Genomic DNA, 21,040 nt, shown 5'->3' with positions numbered 1-21,040 from the left:
ATAGGATTTGGTCACATGTCAGAACACAACACCAACGAAATGCAGTTCCAGATTCAGCGCGTATTCACTAAAGATATCTCTTTTGAAGCGCCAAATGCCCCGCAGGTTTTCCAGAAAGAGTGGGAACCGGACGTTAAGCTGGACCTGGACACTGCATCTTCTCAGCTGGCTGACGAAGTTTACGAAGTGGTACTTCGTGTGACTGTAACCGCAAATGTGGGCGAAGAAACCGCTTTCCTGTGTGAAGTTCAACAGGCCGGTATTTTCACCATCAGCGGTATCGAAGGAACGCAGATGGCACATTGCCTGGGGGCATACTGCCCGAACATTCTGTTCCCATACGCACGCGAATGCATTACCAGCCTGGTATCACGTGGTACCTTCCCGCAGCTGAACCTGGCACCGGTTAACTTTGATGCGCTGTTCATGAACTACCTGCAGCAGCAACAAGGTGAAGAAGGTGCTGAACCACATCAGGATGCCTGATGACAACTCACGCTTCGATTAGCGTCATCGGTGCCGGTTCTTACGGCACCGCTTTGGCGATTACGCTGGCCCGTAACGGCCACCCGGTGCTGTTGTGGGGACATAACCCGGCGCATCTGGCGCAACTTCAGACTGACCGCTGCAACACTGCTTTCCTGCCCGATGTTTCGTTCCCCGACAATCTCTCCCTTGAGCCTGATCTGACCAAAACCATTGCCGCCAGCCGCGATTTATTAATCGTGGTGCCGAGTCATGTGTTTGGCGATGTGCTGCAGCAGATTAAACCTCATCTGCGTCCAGACTCGCGTATTGTCTGGGCGACCAAAGGACTGGAAAAAGAGACGGGGCGTCTGCTGCAGGACGTGGCACGTGAAATTGTGGGCGATGCTATTCCGCTGGCCGTGATCTCCGGGCCGACCTTTGCGAAAGAGCTGGCGGCAGGATTACCCACAGCCATCGCACTGGCCGCTACAGATGCGCAGTTTGCGGACGACCTGCAGCAGAAGCTGCACTGCGGTAAAAGCTTCCGCGTTTATAACAATCCTGATTTCATCGGCGTACAGCTGGGCGGCGCGGTAAAAAACGTCATCGCTATTGGTGCCGGGATGTCCGACGGAATTGGTTTTGGCGCGAATGCGCGTACTGCATTGATCACCCGCGGTCTGGCTGAAATGAGCCGGCTGGGCGCAGCGCTGGGTGCCGATCCCACCACCTTTATGGGTATGGCCGGTCTGGGCGATCTGGTGCTGACCTGTACCGATAATCAGTCGCGAAATCGTCGTTTTGGCATGATGCTGGGCCAGGGCGAGGATGTAGATAGCGCACAACGCATTATCGGACAAGTTGTAGAAGGCTACAGAAATACCAAAGAAGTCAAAGCATTGGCTGCACGTTTTGGTGTTGAAATGCCGATCACTGAGCAGATTTATCAGGTGTTGTATTGCGAAAAACCGGCGAGAGATGCAGCATTGAGCCTGCTGGGACGAACAAGGAAGGACGAAAACAGCATCAGCTAACGCAGGACGCGTAGCATCATCACCTGCAGCGCCCAATCAGGCGCTTTTTTTATCGGGAGAAAACAGCAATGTCGTCTGATGAGTTAGAACTGGTCTGGAATAATATCAAAGCAGAAGCGCGCGCCCTGGCTGATTGTGAGCCGATGCTGGCCAGTTTCTTCCACGCGACATTGCTCAAGCATGAAAATCTCGGTAGCGCACTGAGTTATATGCTGGCCAACAAGCTGGCTAACCCGATTATGCCCGCTATCGCCATTCGTGAAATCGTTGAAGAAGCCTACCGTGAAGATCCATCGATGATTATGTCTGCGGCTTACGATATTCAGGCGGTGCGCCAGCGCGACCCGGCAGTGGACAAATACTCTACGCCGCTGCTCTATCTCAAAGGATTTCATGCGCTTCAGGCCTACCGCATTGGTCACTGGCTGTGGAATGAAGGCCGGCGTGCGCTGGCGGTTTATCTGCAGAATGAAATCTCTGTCTCCTTTGCCGTCGACATTCATCCCGCCGCGAATATAGGCCATGGCATCATGCTCGACCATGCTACAGGCATTGTGATTGGTGAAACCGCCGTGGTTGAGAATGATGTCTCTATCCTGCAGTCGGTGACGCTGGGCGGTACCGGCAAAACCAGCGGCGACCGTCATCCGAAAATCCGTGAAGGGGTGATGATTGGTGCCGGTGCGAAAGTGCTGGGGAATATTGAAGTCGGCAGGGGAGCAAAAATCGGCGCGGGCTCTGTGGTGTTACAGCCTGTGCCACCACACACCACGGCAGCAGGCGTACCCGCGCGTATCGTCGGCAAGCCAGGCAGTGAAAAGCCGTCAATGGATATGGATCAGCACTTCAATGGCAGCCTGGCCGGTTTTCAGTTTGGCGACGGCATCTAGTCTTTAATCAGTGCGCCCGCGTAATCAAGCTGGCGCCACGCTTCATAGACCACTACTGAGACGGCATTCGATAAATTCATGCTGCGGCTTTCCGCTCTCATTGGGATGCGGATTTTCTGCTGCGCGGGTAACGCCGCCAGGATCTCAGCGGGCAGTCCACGGCTCTCAGGTCCAAACAGCAGATAATCACCCGCCTGATACGCGACGGCACTGTGTGCGGGCGTACCTTTGGTCGTCAGCGCAAACAGACGTTCAGGCGACTCCGTGGCGATAAATGCCTGATAGTCAGCATGGAATTTTATGGACGTGAATTCGTGGTAATCCAGCCCGGCGCGACGTAAACGCTTGTCATCCCAGGCGAAGCCGAGCGGCTGAATCAGATGAAGCTGGAAGCCCGTATTGGCGCACAGGCGAATGATATTGCCGGTATTTGGCGGAATTTCTGGTTCAAACAAGACAATGTTAAGCATAAGGCCCCCGATGACAGGGGCCGAAGCATAGCAAATTATTGACGACCGGAGGAGTAGAGCGGCAACCAGAGGGTCAGACGCAGGCCGCCCAGTGGACTGTCATCGGCTTTAACCCAGCCGCGATGCTGCTGCACTGCCGTTTCAACAATGGCCAGGCCAAGTCCCGTGCCGCCTGATTCGCGATCGCGCGCTTCATCGGTACGGTAGAAGGGCCGGAAAATCTGCTCACGGTCTTCCGGACTCACGCCAGGACCATCATCATCAACATGTACCGTGATACCGGAAATATCGACGGAGAAGCTGACGCTGATGTGCGTGTGTGAATAGCGCAGCGCATTGCGGACGATATTTTCCAGCGCACTCTCCAGCGCATGAGGGTTGCCGTAGAGCGGCCATGGACCGGGCGGGTAGGGGATATCCATCTTCTTACCCATCTGCTCAGCCTCAAAACGGGCATCTTCCAGCACCCCATTCCACAACTGATTCGCCTTCATCGCTTCGCTGACCAGCGCATTTTTATGCTGGGTGCGCGACAGCACCAGCAGATCGTTGATCATGCCATCGAGACGCTGTGCTTCCATCTCAATGCGGCCCAGCTCTTTACCTTCGCCCTGACGCCGGCGCAGCAGCGCGGTAGCCAGTTGCAGGCGGGTAAGCGGGGTGCGGAGTTCATGGCTGATATCCGATAGCAGACGTTGCTGACCGGTCATCATTCGCTCCAGCGCACTCACCATCTGGTTAAAGCTGGAACCCGCTGCCAGAAACTCCTGTGGGCCTGACTCCAGTTCCGGATGCTGGCGCAGGTTTCCGCTTGCGACTTCATCGGCGGCATATTTCAGCTTACGCGCCGGCCGTGCCAGACTCCAGGCGAGCCACAGCAGCAGCGGTGAGCTGATGAGCATGGTGACAATAAGCAACAGCAACGGACGGTCAAACAGCAGATTAACGAAATCGAGCTGGGAACTGTTGGCGGGACGGATCATGTAAAGCTGGTAGTTATCTTCGCCATCCCGTACGGCGAAAGGCCCTACCAGCTCAACTCGACCATATTTCTTTTTCTGCGGATGATCGGCGTTATCAGACTGGCCGATAAAGTTGCGAATAACCTGCATTTCGTTATGTTGCGCCCCAATCACCCGACCTTCACTGGTCACTAACAGCAGCCGCTGACCCGGCGGTGCCCACTTTTCTACGGCACGAAACAGACGACGCCACCACATCAGATCATTAGGGGGATCCTGTGACAGCTCTGCTTCGACATGTTGCTCAATCATGATGCCCTGCCGCTGTTCACTCTCCAGCAGCGAGGTCATCTGTCGTGAATCGAGCTTGGGCACCATCAGCACCAGCATCAACACCAGCGCCAGCGTTAACCAGAAGATGGCGAAGATACGGGTGGTCAGACTTCCAATCATGATGCCGAAACCATCAGGTAGCCGCGGCCACGTAAGGTTTTAAACCACGGATGACCGTCACGGCGCTCAGGCAGCTTGCGACGCAGATTCGAGATATGCATATCGATGGCGCGGTCAAACGGCGTCAGACGCTTGCCCAGCACTTCCTGACTTAAATGTTCACGCGATACGACCTGGCCCAGATGCTGCGCCAGCAGATAAAGCAGGGTGAACTCTGTGCCGGTGAGATCCAGCGTGACATCATCAAAACTCGCCTCCTGGCGACCAGGATTGAGCCGCAGGCAGTCCACTTCCAGTGTGGGCGAGCTGTTGTCGTGTTGCTGCTGCTGTTCACTCCAGTTTGAGCGACGCAGAATCGCGCGGATACGCGCCACCAGTTCACGATCGTTAAACGGTTTAGGCAGATAGTCATCTGCGCCGAGTTCGAGTCCCAGTACGCGATCCAGCTCGCTGCCGCGTGCCGTTAGCATGATGACGGGGGTTTGATGTTGCTGACGCAGTTCTTTCAGAGTGTCGATACCGTTTTTCTTCGGCATCATGACATCCAGTAAAAGCAAATCAATAGAGTTATCGAGCAGGTTCAGCGCTTGTTCACCATCGCTGGCTACCAACACTTCAAACCCTTCCATTTCTAACAGTTCTTTTAAAAGCGAAGTTAATTCGCGGTCGTCATCTACCAACAGGATTTTATTCATTTTTGTAGCCCTCCGCAGGCAAAATACCGTGTTCCTGGCGCACCTATCTATCGCTTTACGTAGTTTTACACCCCCTGACGGATGTTTGCAGCTGTCGCCGTACACTGGCTCTCGTTGAATCGCAAAACGGAACGAACTGGAGTACACGATGCGCAAATTAACCGCCGTCGTCCTTGCCTCAGCGATGGCTCTGAGCGTCGCCAGCGCAGGTGCTAAAGATGCGACGACGATTGACGAGATGCATCATGGCGGATTGCCGACAGGCAGTATGACGCAAAATCCGCAAAGCCACATGTTCGATGGTATCGAGCTGACCGAAGAACAGCGTCAGCAGATGCGAGACCTGATGCAACAGGCCCGACATGAGCGCCCGGTCGTTCATATTGACGATATCGCAGCACTACACGACCTGGTGACTGCAGACCAGTTTAACGAAGCGGCCATCCGCGCAAAGGCGGAAGTCATCGCCAGAGTTCAGGTTGAACAGCAGGTTGAGATGGCGCGCGTACAGAATCAAATGTTTCAACTGCTAACGCCGGACCAGCAGGCCACGTTGCAGAAGAATTACCAGCGGCGACTTAATGAGCTGCGACAGTTTTCGAATCTGCAGTCAGCGTCATCGCTGCAGGCAGTGAGTAGTACCAGCAGTAACCAGTAACATAGTATCCCTGTTTTCCTTGCCATAGACACATCCCTGTCTTCCCCCACCATGATGGTGGGGGTTTTTTTTATCTTTTTTTCGCTTTTTTTAATTTGACCGGAATCATCACCACGCAACAAAACCCCCATTTTATTAGCGCTTGTTTAACGTTTGTTTGTCAGGCTCGATGATTATTGACTATTCAGGCTATTGCGTAATTTTAAACGTACCGGCAAGCATCGCAAGGCTATTTAAATAATTTAAGCCACTGAAAATAATAGACTTACAGCCTTCTCATAGAGGCTTTTATCTTTACTTTCAATGCGTTGCTTTTCCCGCGTTACGCTTGCCGGTTCAGGCGCACCCTCTACACTTAATTCTGTCACTGCAGGGAAGTTAAGTGTCTTTGCGAAGTCTCAGGGAGCAACAACCACATTATGTAGTCCTGAATGAATCTATTAACGGAGTAAGTTATGGCAGAGCATCGTGGTGGTTCAGGTAATTTCGCAGATAATCCGCAAAAAGCGTCTGAAGCCGGTAAGAAAGGCGGCCAGAGCAGCGGCGGCGGAAATTTTAAAAACGATCGTGAAAAAGCATCAGAAGCAGGGAAAAAGGGCGGCAAAAAGTAATCGTCGCTTTTTTCTCAGCACAGACCAGTATCTGACTGTGGTCTGACGCTGATGTGTATGACACTTTGCCCCGTCCTCTCCGAGGTCGGGGCTTGTTTTTTATGCCTGCCGCGCTTCGCCAAAAGAGACTGAACCGTTGGATGACCCGCTAAGCACTGCCCGCCTCCTGGTGTTAAACTTTAGCCATTCTTTCATTTGAGTACGCATCATCGCTGATGCTGCATAGGGAATCTGGCATGCAACCCTCTTATGGCCGACTGGTAAAGCGTGCTGCGCTGGCCGCCACCATACTTGCGTCTTTGCTGTTAATCGTGAAAATTTTTGCCTGGTGGTATACCGGTTCGGTGAGTTTGCTGGCTTCCCTGGTGGACTCGCTGGTGGATATTGCCGCATCGCTGACCAATCTGCTGGTGGTGCGATATGCGCTGCAACCGGCTGACGAAGATCATACTTTCGGGCACGGCAAAGCGGAGTCGCTGGCAGCACTGGCGCAAAGTATGTTTATCTCCGGCTCAGCGCTGTTTCTGTTTCTGACCGGCCTCCAGCATCTTGCTTCGCCCGGTGAGATGCGGGCACCCGGCATCGGCATTGTGGTGACCGTTGTGGCACTGAGCGCAACGCTGGTGCTGGTCGCCTTTCAGCGCTGGGTGGTGCGTAAAACCCGCAGCCAGGCGATTCGGGCTGACATGCTGCACTATCAGTCGGACGTCATCATGAATGGTGCCATTCTGATCGCGCTGCTCCTGAGCAGCTATGGCTTTGTCCGGGCAGATGCCCTGTTCGCGCTGGGGATTGGCATTTTCATTCTCTACAGTGCATTACGTATGGGCTATGAGGCGGTGCAGTCATTGCTGGATCGCGCGCTGCCGGAAGAGGAGCGGCAGCAGATTCTGACGCTGGCGACAAACTGGCCACAGGTGCAGGGCGTCCACGATCTGCGAACCCGCCAGTCCGGCCCGACTAAATTTATTCAGCTCCATCTGGAACTGGAAGACCAGTTACCACTGGTGCAGGCGCACCGGGTAGCCGATCAGGTTGAGAAGGCGTTACGCAAAGAATTTCCTGGGTCAGACGTAATTATCCATCAGGATCCCTGTTCTGTGGTACCGTTCGAGAGAGAAGATTCTTTAGGTTTTTAACGTAAATGAATCAAATCGATACGAAAGGAATGACGTAACGCTAACATTGCTGCAAAAAATAGTGAAAAGTTGTCTGACCTGAATCAATTCAGCAGCAAGCCTTTGATATACTATCTGCCATCACATGTCGCGCTAATCGTAAAATGATCTTCAGCAGCGATCGACAGGCAGGATTAACCCTTAGTTTTGAACAATCCAGAGGTTGTCATGATCAAAAAAATTGGTGTATTGACCAGCGGCGGTGACGCCCCAGGCATGAACGCAGCTATTCGTGGAGTGGTACGTTCCGCGCTGAGTGAAGGACTGGAAGTTTTTGGGATCTATGACGGTTATCTGGGATTGTACGAAGATCGCATGATCAATCTGGATCGCTACAGCGTCTCCGACATGATTAACCGTGGCGGCACGTTCCTGGGCTCAGCGCGCTTCCCTGAGTTCCGTAATGAAGATGTGCGTCAGGTTGCCATTGAGAACATGAAAAAGCGCGGTATTGATGCGCTGGTTGTGATTGGTGGGGACGGCTCTTACATGGGTGCTAAGCGCCTGACTGAAATGGGATTCCCCTGCATTGGTCTGCCAGGCACCATCGATAACGACGTGGCCGGAACGGATTACACCATCGGTTATTTCACTGCGCTGGAAACTGTCGTTGAAGCGATTGACCGCCTGCGTGACACCTCTTCTTCGCATCAGCGTATTTCGATTGTTGAAGTGATGGGCCGCTACTGTGGCGATCTGACCCTGGCGGCGGCGATTGCCGGTGGCTGCGAGTTCATCGTCCTGCCAGAGTTCCCGTATACCCGCGAAGAGCTGGTAGCGGAAATCAAAGCGGGCATCGCCAAAGGTAAAAAGCACGCTATCGTGGCGATTACCGAGCACATCTGCGATATCGACGATCTGGCGCGTTTCATTGAAACAGAAACCAAACGTGAAACCCGTTCGACCGTTCTGGGCCATATTCAGCGTGGCGGTGCACCTTGTGCGTATGACCGTATCCTGGCGTCACGCATGGGCGCTTACTCCATCGAACTGCTGATGCAGGGTTACGGTGGCCGTTGCGTCGGCATTCAGAACGAGAAGATGGTGCATCACGACATTATCGATGCGATTGAAAACATGAAGCGTCCGTTTAAACGTGACTGGCTCGACACCGCGAAAAAACTCTATTAATTCCCCTGCGGGGTGTGCTGCACAGCATGCCCCGGCATTTCCCTTCTATATTCCCCTCGGTTATAACAGCTTATTTTTAATTCTTTTAGCTCTGTAATGGTTTATGTCACGCTTAGCCCATAACGACATTGGGAGAGTGCGTAATGAACAAGTGGAGTATTGGCGTTACCCTGTTGCTGGCCTCAACCAGCGTCCTGGCGAAAGACATTCAGCTGTTAAACGTTTCCTACGATCCAACGCGTGAACTGTACGAACAGTACAACAAAGCGTTTAGTGCGCACTACAAACAGGAAACCGGCGACAATGTCGTGGTCCGCCAGTCGCATGGCGGTTCCGGCAAGCAGGCGACCTCCGTGATTAACGGCATCCGGGCGGATGTGGTCACACTGGCGTTGCAATCCGATGTTGATGCCATTGCCGAACGTGGTCGTATTGATAAGAACTGGATCAAACGTCTGCCGGATAACTCTGCGCCTTACACCTCCACCATTGTCTTCCTGGTCCGTAAAGATAATCCCAAGGGCATCCATGACTGGAGTGACCTGACGAAGCCAGGCGTATCTGTGATTACCCCTAACCCGAAAACGTCCGGAGGCGCTCGCTGGAACTATCTGGCGGCCTGGGGCTGGGCGCTGGATCATAACAATGGCGATCAGGCTAAAGCGCTGGCATACGTCAGAGCACTGTTTAAAAACGTTGAAGTGCAGGATTCCGGTGCGCGTGGCGCAACCAACACCTTCGTTGAACGCGGGATTGGTGATGTGCTGATCGCCTGGGAAAACGAAGCCTATCTGGCGGTGAACAAGCTGGGCAAAGACAAGTTCGAGATTGTCACCCCAAGCGAATCGATTCTGGCTGAACCGACCGTGTCAGTGGTTGATAAAGTGGTGGATGAAAAGGACACGCGTAAAGTCGCTGACGCTTATCTGAAATATCTCTACTCACCAGAAGGCCAGACCATCGCTGCACAAAACTACTATCGTCCGCGTGATGCTGAAATCGCGAAGAAGTTTGCCAGCACCTTTGCGCCGGTGAAGCTGTTTACCATTCAGGACAAGTTTGGTGGCTGGGCGCAGGCTCAGAAAGCCCACTTTGCCGATGGCGGCAGCTATGACCAGGTTATGAAACCGTAAGGCATAACGGTCAGCGCGCTCTGCGCTGACCGTTTATCCGCCACCCTCACGTCTCTCTCTTCTCTGCCCAGCGGCTGGGTTATCTGCCCGAATTCCCCGTGACATTCCATTCTCGCCAGGCGAGGATGCAGTCTGCTCATCCACTCAGGAAGCGTTGTTATGCCGACAAATCGTCGTGCAACCCGCCTGGTTGCCGTTCTGCTTGCGCTGGTTGTTGTAGGGATGCTGGCCACTGCATTGCATTTCAAAAAGAACAGTGATGCACTCTGGCAGATCGTCAGCGAGAAATGCCTGCCTCATCAGAAAAGCAGCGGAGACCCTGCGCCCTGTCAGCGTGTTGATCAGCAGCATCACTATGCCATGCTGAAAGATATGAACGGGCCGTTGCAGTATCTGCTGATCCCGCTCGACAAAATCCCCGGTATCGAAAGCCCGCGGTTACTGCAACCCGCGACGCCTGACTACTTTGCCCTTGCGTGGCATGAACGAACCCTGCTTGCACAGCGACGCGGCTCACCCATTGATGATCGGGTCCTGTCACTGGCTATCAATTCACAATATGGCCGCACACAGAATCAGCTTCATATTCATCTCTCCTGTCTGCGAGCCGATGTGCGTCAAAAACTGGATCAGCTGACGCCGCAGCTTAGTGGTCAGTGGCAGGACATCACGCTGCGTAAGCACCGTTACTGGCTGCGAGCCCTGACGACCGATGAGCTGACCCAGCAGAGTGCATTTATCCGACTGGCCGAAGAACGGCCTGAGGCACGCACAGAGATGGGGAAATATGGGCTGGCACTAGCTGAATTAAGCGATGGGCGACTGGTCTTGATGGCAATTGAGCGGAACTGGTTGCTGCTGAACAGTGGTTCGGCCGAGGAGTTGCAGGATCACGCCTGTCAGCTGATAGCGCCCATAAAAAAGGCGGCTTAAGCGCCGCCTTTGCTCTTTTCGTTAATACTCAGGCGCTTTTTGCAGCAGCCGCAGCTTTAACGATTACTGCGAAAGCATCTGCTTTCAGTGATGCACCGCCAACCAGCGCACCATCGATGTCAGGCTGGGTGAACAGTTCAGCTGCATTCTTGTCGTTAACCGAGCCACCATACTGAATGATGACCTGTTCTGCGATAGCTGCATCTTTCTTCGCGATATGAGCACGGATGAATTTGTGCACGGCCTGAGCCTGAGCAGGGGTCGCAGATTTGCCGGTCCCGATGGCCCAGACGGGCTCATACGCGATGACCGCATCTTTAAATGCTTCAGCGCCCTGAGTTTCCAGAACGGCATCCAGCTGACGCGCGCAGACTTCTTCGGTTTTACCCGCTTCGTTTTCTGCTTCGGTTTCACCAATGCACAGCACCGGGACCAGACCCACTGACTTCAGTACCGCGTATTTCTTCGCGATAAACTCGTCGCTCTCTTTGTGGTAAGTGCGGCGTTCTGAGTGACCGATAATGATATATTTCGCGCCGATATCTTTCAGCATTTCAGCGGAAACTTCACCGGTAAACGCACCAGACAGGTTAACGTCTACGTTCTGCGCACCCAGGGCGATGTGGCTACCGGAGATGGCGTGTTTTGCCTGCTCAAGATAGAGCGCTGGCGGCGCAATGGCGACGCCACAACCGTCAACGCCAGAGAGTTCCTTGCGCAGACCGGCGATCAGTTCAGCCGTGATCTGCTTGCTGCCATTCAACTTCCAGTTGCCCATAACCAGTGGATGTCGCATTCTATCCTCCGCATAACGCGATACATGAAAAATCGCTGCCAGCTGGCAGCGTTGTCTGCCAGACAGTATAGAGATCAAATGCAGTGATGGCTTTGCTTTTCGTCATTTTCAGCCACATCCTCAGGGGTTTGCGAGCGACAGTTTTACCGGCTCAATGGCGAAAGTCAGCCCCTTGTCGCCGTTGTCAGCGACGACAAAACGGAGCGCGCCGTCGACCTGCGCAAAGTAGGGTAAATCCTTACCTTCCTTCAGCAGACCTTCCAGCTTTTTACGCCCTTCGTCGGCACTTAATCCCGGTACAAAGAAGCGCAGCATGGCGGTCATGTAGGCCAGTGCTTTTTGCTGCGAGGCGCTCTGGTCAGGGCCAGGCAGTGGCAGCCAGGTAATCTGCAGCGTCTTGATTTTGCCGGTGCCGGGCTCCAGCGCGGTAGAGGCATAGAGCGTTTCATTAATTTTGCTGGCGGCGCGCGTCAGGTTGCTTTTATCACCCCGATTATCAATAGCGCGATACTCAGGCAGCATCAGCGCTGCATTGGCCAGATTATATTTTTCGCGAAACTGGCCGATAGTCATATCAAAGGTGGGAGCGCCCGCCAGCAGATAAGGCGCGGTGGGCAACGCATCAGGCCGTTCCGGCGGTGGCGAATCGGCGGCAAAGACCGGAACCGTCAGCGCAAACGATAACAGCAGTGCGCCAGGCAAATTCTTCATTTTGTCGATCCTGTCCCGTAAACTCAGGCGCAAATTAAAACGGTTTTTATCCGCGAGGTCAAAAGCGCGGCGGTTCTCTTCTCTGGATGATAATGCATGACGTTACAACAATGGTGTTTTTCCTGGCGCGGTCGACTGGGACGACGTGATTTCTGGATCTGGCAGGCGGTCTGGTTGCTGACCACGACACTATTATTCGTCTTAGCAGCAAACGACTGGATTGATAGCCAGATGGCGGCTTTTGGCGTGGTCTGCCTGCTATGGCCCGCCAGCGCGGTTATGGTTAAACGACTGCACGATCGCAATCGACGCGGTTACTGGGGATTTCTGGTGATTGTTGCCTGGCTGCTGGTGGCGGGAAACTGGAGCATGCTGGGTAGTGTTTTGCCCTGGCTGCTGGGCCGCGCCATTCCGTTTGTGTTAATGGCTGGTCTGCTGCTGGATCTTGGCGTCTTTCGCGGTACCCCCGGCGCTAACCGGTTTGGTACCGCGACGCAGCCGGTGCGATACCGGCAAATGGCTCACCAGTAATGTTCACTGGTGATATGGCCCGGCTTACGCTTCAGGTGTTTGCGCATCTCGCGCGTCTCTTTCAGTAACTGCTGAGTATCGCGCACCATCTGCGGGTTGCCGCACAGCATCACATGGCTGCTGTCGGCATCCAGCGTTAATCCGGTGGCACGCTCCAGCTCGCCGTTTTCGATCAGCGCCGGGACCCGGCCCGTCAGCGAACCGGGGATCGCTTCACGACTCACCACTGTCTGGATGTGCAATTTATCGTGATAGCGCTGCTGCAACTGCTGCATCAGTGGCAAAAAGCTCAGGTCGGCCGCATAGCGTGCGGCATGCACCAGCACGATGTTTTCAAAGCGATCCAACCCTTCGCCCTGCTGGAGCATCGACAGGTAGGGACCAATCGCGGTGCCGGTTGCCAGCATCCATAAAGTTTTGCACTCCGGGACTTCATCCAGCACAAAGAATCCCGCGGCTTCTTTGGTGACCATCACCCGATCGCCCGGCTGAAGTGCCTGCAGATGCGGACTCAGCTTGCCCTCTGGCACCGTGACCAGATAAAACTCCAGCAGGTCATCTTTTGGCGCATTAACGTAGGAATAAGCGCGCTGCACCCGCTCACCGTCGATTTCCAGCGCCAGCTTGGCAAATTGCCCGGCAATAAAGGGATCGATGGGCGCTTTTACCCGGAGGCTGAACAATGCATCCGTCCAGTTTTTGACTTCCTTAACTTCACCATTGACCCACTCAGCCATAATCACTCCCTGGTTGTTAATTATTCAGGCAGGTCACTATTTTCGCGACTAGCCGGTGAGATTGCCAGCCTGCGCCCTGGCAAAGGCTCTAATCGACAAACTGTTGCTTTGTCTTTACAGGCTGGCCCATAAAATTGACAGGCGCAAGCCGGGTCCTTTTCGCTTACCTCTCGCTTTATCGTCTAATCCTGATATTTTGCCCGCCATAACAAGATGACTGGCGGGTGAACCGCTATTTTAACCTCCTTTCACAGAAAGAAATTTTGCATAATCATGATTAGTAAACTGGAAAATCGCCCACTGATGGTGATGCTCATTGTGCTGGTGGCTGTCGGGCAGATGGCACAGACTATCTACGTCCCGGCGATGTCGGTGATGGCGGATGCACTGAATGTGCGGGATGGCGCGCTGCAGCGTGTGATGGCGGCCTATCTGATGACCTATGGCGGATCCCAGCTGATCTACGGTCCGCTGTCAGACAGCGTGGGTCGTCGTCCGGTGATCCTGGCGGGCATGACGATCTTTATGATCGGCGCAATCACGGCTCTGATGGCGACCTCACTCGATATGCTGGTGCTGGGTAGTGCGATTCAGGGACTGGGAACCGGCGTGGCAGGCGTGATGGCTCGTACCATGCCGCGTGATCTCTACGAGGGGCACGCGCTGCGCCGCGCTAACAGCCTGCTTAACATGGGCATTCTGGTCAGCCCGCTGCTGGCACCGGTGATTGGTGCGCTGCTGACCCAGCTCTTTGGCTGGCACGCCTGTTTCGCCTTTCTGCTGCTGCTCTGTCTGGCGGTGACCGGTTCCATGGCGCGCTGGCTGCCGGAGACCCGGCCGCAGAGTGCAGAAGTGACCCCTTTCTTCAAACGTTACGCCCGCCTGCTCAGCGACGCGAATTTCGTCCGCTACATTGTGCTGCTGATCGGCGCGCTCGCCGGGATTGCGGTCTTTGAGTCGAGCTGTGGCGTTCTGCTGGGCGGCGTGCTCGGCCTGCACAGCCTGACCGTCAGCATCCTGTTCATCCTGCCGATTCCGGCAGCGTTCTTCGGTGCCTGGTTTGCCGGACGCGAGCAGGGTTCATGGCACAGCCTGATGTGGTGGGGTGTGAATAGCTGCCTGCTGGCGGGCATTCTGATGTGGATCCCGGCGTGGTTCGGCGTGATGAATATCTGGACGCTGCTGGTCCCTGCCGCGCTATTCTTCTTTGGTGCCGGTATGCTGTTTCCGCTGGCGACTTCAGGCGCGATGGAGCCGTATGCCTGGCTGGCGGGAAGCGCGGGCGCGCTGATTGGCGGGATGCAGAATCTGGGATCGGGTTTGGTGGCGTGGCTCTCAGCCATGATGCCGCAGCGCGATCAGTTCAGCCTTGGCATGCTGATGTTCTTCACGGCGCTGGTGATGCTGCTCTGCTGGTTGCCGCTCTCACGTCAGCCGGAGCGCGGCAACCAGCCGGTTACAGGATAAACGGATGGAGCGCCGGATCTTTACGGTCGAGATAGTGAATCGACTGGATGCGGCGAATGGTGCGTGATTTACCGCGAATTAGCAGCGTTTCGCTGGTGGCGATATTGCCCTGACGCGTAATACCTTTCAGTAACTCGCCACTGGTAATACCGGTGGCGGCAAACACCACGTTGTCGTTGCGCGCCATCTCACTCAGTGTCAGCTTCTTACCCGCTTCAATCCCCATCTCTGCACAGCGCTGCAGTTCCTGCTCGCCGAGCAGACGGTTTTCAGCGCTGTCGCCTTTGACGTGATGACGCGCCAGCAAGCGGCCCTGCATATCGCCATCCAGTGCGCGGATCACCGCCGCAGAGACCACGCCTTCCGGCGCGCCGCCAACGCCATACATCACATCCACTTCGCTGTCCGGCATGCAGGTCAGAATCGAGGCGGCGACATCACCATCCGGGAAGGTAAAGACCCGCACGCCCAGCTGCTGCAACTGGCCGATCACCGCATCGTGACGCGGCTTTGCCAGAATCGATACGGTCAGCTGCGACAGCGGCTTGTTCATCGCTATCGCGATATTGCGCAGGTTGGTTTCCAGCGGCAGGTCGAGGTCGATCGCCCCATGCGCTGCCGGACCGACAATCAGTTTCTCCATGTACATGTCAGGGGCGTGCAGAAAGCTGCCTTTATCGCCGACGGCCATCACGGCCAGCGCGTTAGCCTGGCCAAGCGCCGTCATGCGGGTGCCTTCAATCGGATCGACGGCAATATCGACCGCATCGCCGCGACCGGTACCGACTTTTTCACCAATATAGAGCATTGGCGCTTCGTCGATTTCGCCTTCACCGATCACAATCTGACCGTCAATTTCAATGGAGTTCAGGACATGACGCATGGCATGGACAGCCGCGCCGTCAGCTGCATTTTTGTCGCCGCGTCCTAACCAGTGATAGCCTGCCAGGGCGGCAGCTTCGGTTACGCGGGAAAATTCAATGGCAAGTTCTCGTTTCATGGCATCTACCTGACAAAAAACCGGCAGGCAGTGTAACACAGCGGGGCAGCAGGGCGGGGAAAAGGCCCGCGACGGCCAGCGTCGCGGGCACAGAGATTACTCCTGATCTTCCCACGCCTGTGCGCGGGCAACCGCTTTTTTCCAGCCGGCATAACGGAAGTTACGCTCGGTAGTTTCCAGGCTTGGACGGAACTCACGCTCAATAACCGCTTTAGCACGCACTTCATCCAGATCCTGCCAGAAGCCGACAGCCAGACCCGCCAGATAGGCAGAACCTAGCGCCGTGACTTCACGCACTTCCGGACGCTCAACACGGGTGCCGAGGATGTCAGCCTGGAACTGCATCAGGAAGTTGTTGGACACCGCACCACCATCCACACGCAGCGCCTGCAGGCGGGTGTTGGCATCATTCTGCATCGCTTCCAGCACGTCACGCGTCTGATAAGCGATCGACTCCAGCGTCGCGCGGATGATGTGGTTAGCGTTCGCGCCGCGCGTCAGACCGAAGATTGCGCCACGAGCATACGGGTCCCAGTAGGGTGCACCCAGGCCGGTGAAAGCAGGCACCATGTAAACGCCATTGGTGTCTTTCACTTTCATCGCGAAGTATTCAGAGTCAGCCGCTTCACTGATCAGCTTCATCTCATCGCGCAGCCACTGAATAGAGGCACCCCCGATAAATACGGCACCTTCCAGCGCATAGTTCACTTCACCGCGCGGGCCACAGGCGATTGTGGTCAGCAGGCCGTGGGTCGAGGTTACCGCTTCAGTACCGGTGTTCATCAGCATAAAGCAACCGGTGCCGTAGGTGTTTTTCGCCATGCCAGGCTGTACACACAGCTGGCCATACAGCGCGGCCTGCTGGTCACCGGCAATACCGGCGATAGGAATACGTGTACCGCCTTTACCACCGATGTTGGTCTGACCGTAGACTTCAGACGAGGACTTCACTTCTGGCAGCATTTCACGCGGGATATCCAGGATATCGAGCATGCGCTGATCCCACTCCAGCTTGTGAATGTTAAACATCATGGTACGCGAGGCGTTGGTATAGTCAGTAATGTGAACGCGGCCCTGAGTCATTTTCCAGACCAGCCAGGTATCAACGGTACCGAACAGCAGCTCACCACGTTTTGCACGCTCACGTGAGCCTTCAACATGGTCCAGGATCCACTTCACTTTCGTCCCGGAGAAGTAGGGGTTAATTACCAGACCTGTCGTGTGCTGGATGTACTCTTCCAGACCCTCTTTCTTCAGTTTGTTACAGTAGTCAGCGGTGCGCGGGTCCTGCCAGACGATGGCATTATAGATAGGTTTGCCGGTCTCTTTTTCCCACACGATGGCGGTTTCGCGCTGGTTAGTGATACCAATTGCCGCAATCTCATCAGAACGGATATCGGCATGGGCCAGCACTTCAACCAGCGTAGAGCTTTGTGAAGCCCAGATATCCATTGGATCATGCTCAACCCAGCCCGCTTTCGGGTAGATCTGAGTAAATTCGCGCTGCGATACCGCAAAGATATTGGAATCGTGGTCGAGAACGACGGCGCGTGAGCTGGTTGTACCCTGATCGAGCGCGACAATATATTTTTTATCTGTGGTAGTCATAAATTCAGTCCTGATGATAAAAAGTGAAACTTACGCTTTACGCTGCTGAGCGCGTGCAACCGGTTTGTCTGCTGGAATATTTGCAGGTTCTTTCGCGGCACCTGGCAGGTAGCGGCCAATCAGTGTGCGATAACCGACTGCACCCAGGCAGGCACCGACCAGCGGGCCAAAAATAGGGACCAGGAAGTAAGGAATATCTTTACCTCCTGTGAAGGCAACGTTACCCCAGCCAGCGAAGAAGGCGAACAGCTTAGGTCCGAAATCACGTGCCGGGTTAAGAGCAAAGCCGGTCAGCGGACCCATTGATCCACCAATGACCGCGACCAGCAGGCCGATTAACAGCGGTGCCATCGGCCCACGTGGTACACCGTTGCCATCGTCGGTCAGCGCCATAATCACTGCCATCAGCACGGCAGTAATCACCATCTCGACCAGGAACGCCTGACCTACGCTGATGTGCGGGTTGGGATAAGTTGAGAAGATACCCGCCAGATCCAGACTCTGAACCGTACCGCGTACCATCTGATGACTTTGTTCGTAATCGAAAAAGAGGCTGTAGTAGAGGCCATAAACCAGCGCGGCCGCGCAGAATGCCCCGGCGATTTGCGCCAGAATAAACGGCACCACTTTACGGCCTTCGAAGTTGGCGAACAGGCAGAGCGCAACCGTAACGGCAGGGTTGAGATGCGCACCTGAAACCCCAGCGGTAAGATAGACAGCCATTGAGACGGCTAAGCCCCAGATAATGCAGATTTCCCACTGACCGAAGGCGGCACCGGCAAGTTTCAGAGCAGCCACACAGCCTGCGCCGAAGAAAATAATCAAGCCTGTCCCCAGAAATTCGGCAATACACTGACCTTTGAGCGTGTTAGTTGTCTGACTCATAATAGTGGTTCCTGAAGCGAGGTTAAATTTTATCAGTTTTTGTTCTCAGTCCATGAGGCACCCAGCTTTTATGTAGGGCTGATGTGAATTTATCGTTAACGAACATAAACGAGAAATAGCGAAATCGTTTTTTGTGTACTGTGTCATAAAAATGCGCGTTTTCGCGTATTCTGGCTTTCTTAACCCATTATTCGCGCCTCTTTACAGCATTAACGGGCCAGTGCCAGAACGCAGCTGCAGTAAGCGCAGCGTAATTTCAGGTATTGGCTGAAAAGTGTTACAGACTACGCCCGCAAAGGCCGCGTTGCTGGACTTGCGGGGTGAGGCTACATACAATCGGGACAACGTTGCTGGCTTAAGCTGGCATCATCAACGCCTTGCAGGAATTTAGGAGAGGTCAGAAAGATGTCATTTGAAGTGTTTGAGAAACTGGAAGCGAAAGTACAGCAGGCGATTGATACCATCACCCTGTTGCAGATGGAAATCGAAGAGCTGAAAGAGCAGAACAACTCACTGCGTAACGATGCGCAACAAGTCGCGGGCAACCACGATGCGCTGATGCGTGAAAATCAGCACCTGAAAGAAGAGCAACACGTATGGCAGGAACGTCTGCGTGCCTTGCTGGGAAAAATGGAAGAGGTTTGAAGCCTCAGCTGATGTGAAAAACGGGTGCTCAGGCACCCGTTTTCATGTCTGGCCTATTCGAGATCCAGCGCATCCTCTGACAGAATGATACCGGTGTTATCGGCATAGAGATGGTCGCCGGAAAAGAAAGTGACGCCGCCGAAATTGACGCGCACATCGCTCTCGCCAATCCCTTCACCCGCAGCGCCTGCCGGAATCGCGGCAATGGCCTGGATACCAATCTCCAGCTCTTCCAGCTCGTCAACCTGACGTACTGACCCGTAGATGACCAGGCCTTCCCACTCGTTAGTGGCTGCCAGACGTGCCAGCTGCGCATCCACCAGCGCCCGACGCACAGAACCGCCGCCATCAATCACCAGCACCCGGCCGCGGCCATTTTCTTCCAGCAGGTCGTAGAGTAAGCCGTTGTCTTCAAAGCATTTCACTGTGGTAATCTGACCACCGAATGAAGTGCGCCCACCAAAGTTTGAAAAAAGCGGTTCAACAACATTCACTTCTTCATGGTAGATATCGCAGAGTTCAGATGTATCGTATTTCATAAGGGTTTCGTCTGTTTGCCACAGGAAGGGTAAGTATATCGCTATATGCAGATTGTTGGCAAAATCATCAGTATGAAAAAAGCATCGTTCGATCAAGAACATGCATAAAAAAGCCCAGCCGGATGGGCTGGGCGTCTGAAAAGCGCTGATTCAGTGAATCAGAGAATGAAGCGGCTAAGGTCTTCGTCAGCCACCAGTTCATCCAGATGTTTGCCGACATAATCAGCATCGATGGTCACGGATTCACCGTGACGATCGCTGGCCTCATACGAGATATCTTCCATCAGACGTTCAAGCACGGTATGCAGACGGCGCGCACCGATGTTTTCGGTCGTTTCGTTGACCTGCCATGCGGCTTCAGCGATCCGGCGGATACCCTCTTCGGTGAACTCAATGTTCACGCCCTCAGTATTCATCAGCGCTTTGTACTGCACGGTGATGGAGGCATTCGGCTCGGTCAGGATGCGCTGGAAATCATTCACGGTCAGCGCCTGCAGCTCTACACGAATTGGCAGACGACCCTGCAATTCCGGAATCAGGTCGGAAGGGCTGGCCACCTGGAACGCGCCTGAAGCGATAAACAGAATGTGGTCGGTTTTCACCATGCCATGTTTGGTCGAGACGGTACAGCCTTCAACCAGCGGCAGCAGGTCGCGCTGAACACCTTCGCGAGAAACATCCGGGCCGCCAGCATTCTGGCCGCCGCGCTTACAGATTTTGTCGATCTCATCGATAAACACGATACCGTGCTGCTCAACCGCATCAATCGCGTCCTGCTTAAGCTCTTCCGGATTAACCAGCTTTGCCGCTTCTTCTTCGATCAGCAGCTTCATCGCTTCTTTGATCTTCAGCTTGCGCGCTTTCTGCTTCTGACCGCCGAGGTTCTGGAACATTGACTGCAGCTGGCTGGTCATCTCTTCCATGCCAGGAGGTGCCATGATCTCAACACCAGGCGCGCTGGCGGCCAGATCGATCTCAATCTCTTTATCGTCCAGCTGGCCTTCGCGCAGCTTTTTGCGGAACGACTGGCGTGCTGCAGACGGCTCAGCGCTCTGCTCTGCCTGGCCCCAGTTATTTTTCGCAGGCGGAATCAGCACATCGAGAATACGCTCTTCGGCCATCTCTTCGGCACGGTATTTGTTCTTTTCAATCGCCTGACTGCGAACCATCTTAATGGCCGAATCGGTCAGATCACGAATGATAGAGTCCACTTCCTTACCGACATAACCCACTTCGGTAAATTTAGTCGCTTCAACTTTGATGAACGGTGCGTTGGCCAGCTTAGCCAGACGACGCGCTATCTCGGTTTTACCGACACCGGTCGGACCGATCATCAGGATGTTTTTAGGGGTCACTTCATGGCGCAGCTCTTCGTCGAGCTGCATGCGGCGCCAGCGGTTGCGCAGTGCAATAGCCACGGCGCGCTTGGCGCTGTCCTGGCCGATGATAAAGCGGTTCAGTTCGCTGACGATTTCGCGTGGAGTCATCTCAGACATATTTATACC

23 protein-coding genes are annotated in these 21,040 nt (G+C 54.5%); 12 read left to right on the top strand and 11 right to left on the bottom strand.

Annotated features, from left to right (window positions below):
- Positions 1–15 precede the first annotated feature (15 nt).
- The 3 genes from secB (at position 16) to cysE (ending at position 2,392) form a co-directional block, all read left to right on the top strand.
- Positions 16–486: a protein-export chaperone SecB gene (gene secB, locus F3I20_RS18855; RefSeq protein WP_150013975.1), complete on the top strand. Its 471-nt coding sequence runs from the start codon at positions 16–18 to the stop codon at positions 484–486.
- Positions 486–1,502: an NAD(P)H-dependent glycerol-3-phosphate dehydrogenase gene (gpsA, locus tag F3I20_RS18850; RefSeq protein WP_190285966.1), complete on the top strand. Its 1,017-nt coding sequence runs from the start codon at positions 486–488 to the stop codon at positions 1,500–1,502. The genes secB and gpsA overlap by 1 nt, the downstream gene beginning before the upstream one ends.
- A gap of 68 nt (positions 1,503–1,570) precedes the next feature.
- A complete protein-coding gene (gene cysE / locus F3I20_RS18845; RefSeq protein WP_090967199.1) occupies positions 1,571–2,392 on the top strand; it encodes a serine O-acetyltransferase in 822 nt (273 codons plus the stop codon).
- On the opposite strand, the gene trmL is transcribed toward cysE, so the two are convergent.
- Genes trmL through cpxR form a run of 3 tightly spaced genes read right to left on the bottom strand, consistent with a single transcriptional unit; the run spans position 2,389 to position 4,972 of the window.
- Positions 2,389–2,862 carry a tRNA (uridine(34)/cytosine(34)/5-carboxymethylaminomethyluridine(34)-2'-O)-methyltransferase TrmL gene (gene trmL / locus F3I20_RS18840; RefSeq protein WP_150013981.1) on the bottom strand — a complete coding sequence of 158 codons (474 nt, stop codon included), beginning with the start codon at positions 2,860–2,862 and terminating at the stop codon, positions 2,389–2,391. The two genes, cysE and trmL, sit on opposite strands and share 4 nt — an antisense overlap.
- A 35-nt stretch (positions 2,863–2,897) precedes the next feature.
- Positions 2,898–4,277, bottom strand: coding sequence for an envelope stress sensor histidine kinase CpxA (gene cpxA, locus F3I20_RS18835; RefSeq protein ID WP_003851276.1), 1,380 nt, complete (start codon positions 4,275–4,277; stop codon positions 2,898–2,900).
- The gene (cpxR, locus tag F3I20_RS18830) at positions 4,274–4,972 is read right to left on the bottom strand and encodes an envelope stress response regulator transcription factor CpxR (RefSeq protein WP_150013984.1); all 699 of its coding nucleotides are present in this window, start codon (positions 4,970–4,972) and stop codon (positions 4,274–4,276) included. Before cpxR ends, cpxA begins: the two co-directional genes overlap by 4 nt.
- A gap of 148 nt (positions 4,973–5,120) precedes the next feature.
- On the opposite strand from cpxR, the gene cpxP reads away from it, so the two are divergent.
- The 6 genes from cpxP (at position 5,121) to F3I20_RS18800 (ending at position 10,616) form a co-directional block, all read left to right on the top strand.
- A complete protein-coding gene (gene cpxP / locus F3I20_RS18825; RefSeq protein WP_150013988.1) occupies positions 5,121–5,630 on the top strand; it encodes a cell-envelope stress modulator CpxP in 510 nt (169 codons plus the stop codon).
- Positions 5,631–6,085: 455 nt separating this feature from the next.
- Positions 6,086–6,241 (top strand): con-10 family general stress protein, encoded by a 156-nt coding sequence (locus tag F3I20_RS18820; protein ID WP_010258211.1) that lies wholly within the window; start codon positions 6,086–6,088, stop codon positions 6,239–6,241.
- Positions 6,242–6,477: 236 nt separating this feature from the next.
- Positions 6,478–7,380 (top strand): CDF family cation-efflux transporter FieF, encoded by a 903-nt coding sequence (gene fieF, locus F3I20_RS18815; protein ID WP_150038107.1) that lies wholly within the window; start codon positions 6,478–6,480, stop codon positions 7,378–7,380.
- A 207-nt stretch (positions 7,381–7,587) separates the two neighbouring features.
- Positions 7,588–8,550 carry a 6-phosphofructokinase gene (gene pfkA, locus F3I20_RS18810; RefSeq protein WP_150013993.1) on the top strand — a complete coding sequence of 321 codons (963 nt, stop codon included), beginning with the start codon at positions 7,588–7,590 and terminating at the stop codon, positions 8,548–8,550.
- Between the two features lie 143 nt (positions 8,551–8,693).
- Entirely contained in the window at positions 8,694–9,683 is a 990-nt protein-coding gene (locus F3I20_RS18805) for a sulfate ABC transporter substrate-binding protein (RefSeq protein WP_150013996.1), read from the top strand.
- A 159-nt stretch (positions 9,684–9,842) separates the two neighbouring features.
- The gene (locus F3I20_RS18800; RefSeq protein ID WP_150013998.1) at positions 9,843–10,616 is read left to right on the top strand and encodes a CDP-diacylglycerol diphosphatase; all 774 of its coding nucleotides are present in this window, start codon (positions 9,843–9,845) and stop codon (positions 10,614–10,616) included.
- A 28-nt stretch (positions 10,617–10,644) separates the two neighbouring features.
- Here the strand turns inward: F3I20_RS18800 and tpiA are convergent, their stop codons facing one another.
- Positions 10,645–11,412: a triose-phosphate isomerase gene (gene tpiA / locus F3I20_RS18795; protein ID WP_150014000.1), complete on the bottom strand. Its 768-nt coding sequence runs from the start codon at positions 11,410–11,412 to the stop codon at positions 10,645–10,647.
- 120 nt (positions 11,413–11,532) lie between these two features.
- On the bottom strand, positions 11,533–12,123 hold the full coding sequence (locus tag F3I20_RS18790; protein WP_150014002.1) for a DUF1454 family protein: 591 nt from the start codon (positions 12,121–12,123) through the stop codon (positions 11,533–11,535).
- A 96-nt stretch (positions 12,124–12,219) separates the two neighbouring features.
- Between F3I20_RS18790 and F3I20_RS18785 the strand changes: the two genes are divergently transcribed.
- On the top strand, positions 12,220–12,654 hold the full coding sequence (locus F3I20_RS18785; protein WP_150014004.1) for a DUF805 domain-containing protein: 435 nt from the start codon (positions 12,220–12,222) through the stop codon (positions 12,652–12,654).
- Here F3I20_RS18785 and fpr read toward each other — a convergent pair.
- Positions 12,645–13,391: a ferredoxin--NADP(+) reductase gene (gene fpr / locus F3I20_RS18780; RefSeq protein WP_150014006.1), complete on the bottom strand. Its 747-nt coding sequence runs from the start codon at positions 13,389–13,391 to the stop codon at positions 12,645–12,647. The two genes, F3I20_RS18785 and fpr, sit on opposite strands and share 10 nt — an antisense overlap.
- Positions 13,392–13,664: 273 nt before the next feature.
- Here fpr and emrD point away from each other — a divergent pair, with 273 nt between their 5' ends.
- A complete protein-coding gene (emrD, locus tag F3I20_RS18775; protein WP_150014008.1) occupies positions 13,665–14,858 on the top strand; it encodes a multidrug efflux MFS transporter EmrD in 1,194 nt (397 codons plus the stop codon).
- On the opposite strand, the gene glpX is transcribed toward emrD, so the two are convergent.
- The 3 genes from glpX to F3I20_RS18760 form a co-directional block, all read right to left on the bottom strand.
- Complete coding sequence (gene glpX, locus F3I20_RS18770) at positions 14,848–15,858, bottom strand: class II fructose-bisphosphatase (protein ID WP_150014010.1); 1,011 nt, start codon at positions 15,856–15,858, stop codon at positions 14,848–14,850. The two genes, emrD and glpX, sit on opposite strands and share 11 nt — an antisense overlap.
- Before the next feature lie 96 nt (positions 15,859–15,954).
- Positions 15,955–17,466, bottom strand: a complete 1,512-nt coding sequence (glpK, locus tag F3I20_RS18765) for a glycerol kinase GlpK (protein ID WP_150038108.1) — start codon at positions 17,464–17,466, stop codon at positions 15,955–15,957.
- A 30-nt stretch (positions 17,467–17,496) separates the two neighbouring features.
- Positions 17,497–18,351: an MIP/aquaporin family protein gene (locus F3I20_RS18760; protein ID WP_150014012.1), complete on the bottom strand. Its 855-nt coding sequence runs from the start codon at positions 18,349–18,351 to the stop codon at positions 17,497–17,499.
- 405 nt (positions 18,352–18,756) lie between these two features.
- On the opposite strand from F3I20_RS18760, the gene zapB reads away from it, so the two are divergent.
- Positions 18,757–18,996, top strand: coding sequence for a cell division protein ZapB (gene zapB, locus F3I20_RS18755; protein ID WP_003851242.1), 240 nt, complete (start codon positions 18,757–18,759; stop codon positions 18,994–18,996).
- Positions 18,997–19,049: 53 nt separating this feature from the next.
- Here zapB and rraA read toward each other — a convergent pair whose 3' ends face one another.
- Both rraA and hslU read right to left on the bottom strand, forming a co-directional pair.
- A complete protein-coding gene (gene rraA, locus F3I20_RS18750) occupies positions 19,050–19,535 on the bottom strand; it encodes a ribonuclease E activity regulator RraA (RefSeq protein ID WP_009088032.1) in 486 nt (161 codons plus the stop codon).
- Positions 19,536–19,693: 158 nt separating this feature from the next.
- Positions 19,694–21,031, bottom strand: coding sequence for an ATP-dependent protease ATPase subunit HslU (gene hslU, locus F3I20_RS18745; RefSeq protein ID WP_150014014.1), 1,338 nt, complete (start codon positions 21,029–21,031; stop codon positions 19,694–19,696).
- Between the last annotated feature and the right edge of the window lie 9 nt (positions 21,032–21,040).

Source organism: Candidatus Pantoea gossypiicola (genome assembly GCF_008632075.1).
GTDB classification, from domain to species: domain Bacteria; phylum Pseudomonadota; class Gammaproteobacteria; order Enterobacterales; family Enterobacteriaceae; genus Pantoea; species Pantoea gossypiicola.
The sequence above is the reverse complement of the archived record's forward strand: the minus strand, read 5'-3'. Positions and strand labels throughout refer to the sequence as shown.

Coding starts and splice junctions, on each gene's coding strand:
- secB (WP_150013975.1), top strand. CDS start 16: ATGTCAGAACACAACACCAACGAAATGCAGTTCCAGATTCAGCGCGTA.
- cpxA (WP_003851276.1), bottom strand. CDS start 4,277: ATGATTGGAAGTCTGACCACCCGTATCTTCGCCATCTTCTGGTTAACG.
- F3I20_RS18805 (WP_150013996.1), top strand. CDS start 8,694: ATGAACAAGTGGAGTATTGGCGTTACCCTGTTGCTGGCCTCAACCAGC.
- tpiA (WP_150014000.1), bottom strand. CDS start 11,412: ATGCGACATCCACTGGTTATGGGCAACTGGAAGTTGAATGGCAGCAAG.
- zapB (WP_003851242.1), top strand. CDS start 18,757: ATGTCATTTGAAGTGTTTGAGAAACTGGAAGCGAAAGTACAGCAGGCG.
- cpxP (WP_150013988.1), top strand. CDS start 5,121: ATGCGCAAATTAACCGCCGTCGTCCTTGCCTCAGCGATGGCTCTGAGC.
- cpxR (WP_150013984.1), bottom strand. CDS start 4,972: ATGAATAAAATCCTGTTGGTAGATGACGACCGCGAATTAACTTCGCTT.
- emrD (WP_150014008.1), top strand. CDS start 13,665: ATGATTAGTAAACTGGAAAATCGCCCACTGATGGTGATGCTCATTGTG.
- rraA (WP_009088032.1), bottom strand. CDS start 19,535: ATGAAATACGATACATCTGAACTCTGCGATATCTACCATGAAGAAGTG.
- glpK (WP_150038108.1), bottom strand. CDS start 17,466: ATGACTACCACAGATAAAAAATATATTGTCGCGCTCGATCAGGGTACA.
- fieF (WP_150038107.1), top strand. CDS start 6,478: ATGCAACCCTCTTATGGCCGACTGGTAAAGCGTGCTGCGCTGGCCGCC.
- gpsA (WP_190285966.1), top strand. CDS start 486: ATGACAACTCACGCTTCGATTAGCGTCATCGGTGCCGGTTCTTACGGC.
- F3I20_RS18800 (WP_150013998.1), top strand. CDS start 9,843: ATGCCGACAAATCGTCGTGCAACCCGCCTGGTTGCCGTTCTGCTTGCG.
- F3I20_RS18790 (WP_150014002.1), bottom strand. CDS start 12,123: ATGAAGAATTTGCCTGGCGCACTGCTGTTATCGTTTGCGCTGACGGTT.
- glpX (WP_150014010.1), bottom strand. CDS start 15,858: ATGAAACGAGAACTTGCCATTGAATTTTCCCGCGTAACCGAAGCTGCC.
- F3I20_RS18820 (WP_010258211.1), top strand. CDS start 6,086: ATGGCAGAGCATCGTGGTGGTTCAGGTAATTTCGCAGATAATCCGCAA.
- trmL (WP_150013981.1), bottom strand. CDS start 2,862: ATGCTTAACATTGTCTTGTTTGAACCAGAAATTCCGCCAAATACCGGC.
- fpr (WP_150014006.1), bottom strand. CDS start 13,391: ATGGCTGAGTGGGTCAATGGTGAAGTTAAGGAAGTCAAAAACTGGACG.
- F3I20_RS18760 (WP_150014012.1), bottom strand. CDS start 18,351: ATGAGTCAGACAACTAACACGCTCAAAGGTCAGTGTATTGCCGAATTT.
- hslU (WP_150014014.1), bottom strand. CDS start 21,031: ATGTCTGAGATGACTCCACGCGAAATCGTCAGCGAACTGAACCGCTTT.
- pfkA (WP_150013993.1), top strand. CDS start 7,588: ATGATCAAAAAAATTGGTGTATTGACCAGCGGCGGTGACGCCCCAGGC.
- cysE (WP_090967199.1), top strand. CDS start 1,571: ATGTCGTCTGATGAGTTAGAACTGGTCTGGAATAATATCAAAGCAGAA.
- F3I20_RS18785 (WP_150014004.1), top strand. CDS start 12,220: ATGACGTTACAACAATGGTGTTTTTCCTGGCGCGGTCGACTGGGACGA.